Origin of the sequence: Sinorhizobium saheli (assembly GCF_001651875.1) — a bacterium.
Classification (GTDB): Bacteria; Pseudomonadota; Alphaproteobacteria; order Rhizobiales; family Rhizobiaceae; genus Sinorhizobium; species Sinorhizobium saheli.
In genome coordinates this window covers 1-2,788 of record NZ_LNQB01000017.1, presented here as the reverse complement: position 1 = coordinate 2,788, position 2,788 = coordinate 1, and the positions used below count along the sequence as shown (strand labels likewise).

Below are 2,788 nucleotides of genomic sequence, written 5' to 3'. Positions count from 1 at the left end.
TCCTGCCGAAATCCGCCAAAAAATCGCACCAACCGCGATGGCTTGCGGTAACGCAACACGATTTTCAGCAGCCTGCTAGATGTGAGCTTCCAACAGGTTGTCCATTCGACCCCGACCGGGAAAGCTGAGGTTGTCGAAGCTTCAGTTATTCTCGGGGGACCGAATGGACATCCATAACAATGCCCGCCTCACGCCGCGCAGTCGAGCGGTCATCGCGCACCGCGTGCTCATCGAAGGACAGCAGCCGCCGGGCGAGCGGCACAGATATTGGTGCATAGATCACCCGTCAAACTTGCAAATGCAGACCCGCCTGTCTACTCACGCGAGACGCATGCAAGCGTCTTTAATTTCTCGTGTGTTGAAAGGGTGAAGATGGTGGGGCAGGGAGAGCAGGGAACCAGGAAAGGCGGGCGCAGGGCGCTTTGGGCTGCGGTTGCGGTGGTCGCGATCGCCGCCGCCGGCATGACCGGCTACAAGATTGTGGTCGAAAAGAAGATCCGCGCGCTCATCGTTGATCGTGGCGGCAAGGTAGGTACCGTCCAGGCGGACCTTCTCGGACGTATCCATCTGCGCGACGTGGCGCTGCCGCTCAAAGAGGGAGCCGACATCCGCATTGCGGCGCTCGACGGGCGGCCGAAGATATTCTTCCTTGACGGCATGGCCGAGGTGAGCGGCGTCGAGGTCGACACGGCGCTCGCCAAGGTGGCGGTGCCGCGTGCGACCGTGGAAGGCGCCAACCTCGACTACGGCACGCTGACGGCGCTGTTCGGCGACCGAAGCGAACTCTCGCTCTCGAAGCGCGTCGAGCGCTTCGCGGCAAAGCGGGTGTCGGCGCCGGAGGTCACCGTCACCCAGGCCGTTGCCGGCATCGAGCAAAAGCTGGTCTACAAGAACGTCGCTTCCGAAGACATCGCCAATGGGCGCATCGCGCGCTATTCGGCGAGCGGCGCCGCCTTCGAAGTCGCGGTGGAGGCTCCGGAGGAAGAGGGCGGCAAGAAGCGCATGAGCGGCTCCATCGGGGCGATGACGGCAGAGGACATCGATGCCGCCTACCTGGCTCGGCTCTATACCGAGAAAGCCGGGCCGGAAGACAAGGAGGCAAAGCCCGTCTACGGACCCATCTCCGTCAAGGACATCGCCTTCTCGGATGGCGAGGCGAGCTTCGGCTATGCCGAGATGCGCAGCAGCGGCATCAGCATGCGGATGCCGTCCGAGCCGCTGCTCGAAGTCCTGGAAGAGCTGCAAGCGGTGGCGAAGACCGGCGATCTGCCTCCGGCGGAACTTCAGGCTTATTTCAAGCGGATGCTGACGATCGTCGACATGATGGCAAAGGCCGACTTCGAGATCCGCGGCATGAAGGTCGACGGGCCGTCGAAGAGCAGCGACAAGGCCGAGAGGATCAAGTTCGCCATCGATCGCCTCGCGCTTCAGGTGGATGGCCGGAAGCTCGATGGCGCGCTGCACGGCCTGTCGATAGGAGAGGACGCGAATTACGTGAAACTCGCCGAGGCGAGCATCTCGGGCTTTTCCTGGGACTCGACGCTTGAAGCCCTGAGGAAATTCGCCGCGCTCACCGAAGAGCAGCAGGAAACTTTCCCCTTCACGACGCTGTTGCCGGAATTCGGAACCATCCGCTTGGCGGGTCTGGAAGGCGACCTGCCCGCCGACAGGGGTGCCGCGGCGACGGGTGGTGAAGACAGCGACGAACAAGGCGCTGCCGCGGAACCCGGCGCCGGCGAACCGAAGGCGGAGCCTGCAACGCCCGCGCCGGAGCGCATCCGCTTCGCGCTCAAGGACTACGAGGTGGCGCTGACGAAGCCCCGCAACGGCATTCCGACCGATGTCCGCGTCGGATACCAGGATTTTGCCTTGACGATCCTCGAGTCCATGCAGGAGGAGCCATTCGTCCAGTTGCGCCAGCTCGGCTTCAAGGAGTTGGTTCTCTCATCGAACCTCGCAGCAGCCTGGGACGAAAAGAACCAGAACCTCGTCATCAAGGATATCTCCATGAGCGCAAGAGACATCGGCAGCATTTCCGTGTCCGGCCTGGTGGGCGGGGTGAGCGGCGATTTCTTCACTGGCGACCCGGCCAAGGCCCAGGTGGCGCTGTTCGGCCTCACCGCGCGGGAAGCGAGGCTTAAGATCGAGGACAGGGGGATCGTCGCCAAGGGCATCAAGCGCTATACCGAGGAAAACGGCATGACCGAGGATGAGGTGCGCGGCATGCTCACCATGACCGCTACGGCCGCGCTGCAGCAATTTGCTGCGGACCAGCCGCGCCTGCAGGCCGTGCTCGACGCAGCGTCGCGCTTCATCGCCAAGCCGGGGACCTTCACCCTGACGGCCAGGTCCAAGGCCGAGAGCGGTATCGGGGCGTTCGAGTTCGTCGCAGCGTCGCAAAACCCGCTGCTGCTTCTCGACAAGGTGGAGCTCGAGGCCACGGCGGAGTAGGCCCGTGCCCCTCATCCGCCTGCCGGCACCTTCTCCCCGCAGGCGGGGCGAAGGGGACTCGCGGCGACCTCTCAGATCCCTCTCCCCGCGTGCGGGGAGAGGGCCAGGGTGAGGGGGCGCTCACTCCGAATGGCAACGATGATGATGCTTGAGCCGGCGTGCAGGCACGTGGGCCTGCATCTTGCAGTCCTTTGGAACCTTACGTCGCACAAATGCGGCAAACCAAACAGATAGAGCGCTGGCGGAAACGCGTCCCGCTCTAACAGGCTGCTGAAAATCGTGTTGCGTTACCGCAAGCCATCGCGGTGGGTGCGATTTTTTGGCGGATTTCGGCAGG

2 protein-coding genes are annotated in these 2,788 nt (G+C 63.5%); one reads left to right on the top strand and one right to left on the bottom strand.

What is annotated here, in order from left to right; genetic code table 11:
* Window positions 1-375 precede the first annotated feature (375 nt).
* A complete protein-coding gene (locus ATB98_RS00110) occupies window positions 376-2,451 on the top strand; it encodes a hypothetical protein (protein WP_066867501.1) in 2,076 nt (691 codons plus the stop codon).
* 120 nt (window positions 2,452-2,571) lie between these two features.
* Here the strand turns inward: ATB98_RS00110 and ATB98_RS29705 are convergent.
* Window positions 2,572-2,788: hypothetical protein (locus ATB98_RS29705; RefSeq protein WP_210178126.1), on the bottom strand; the 217-nt coding region annotated here is incomplete at its 5' end.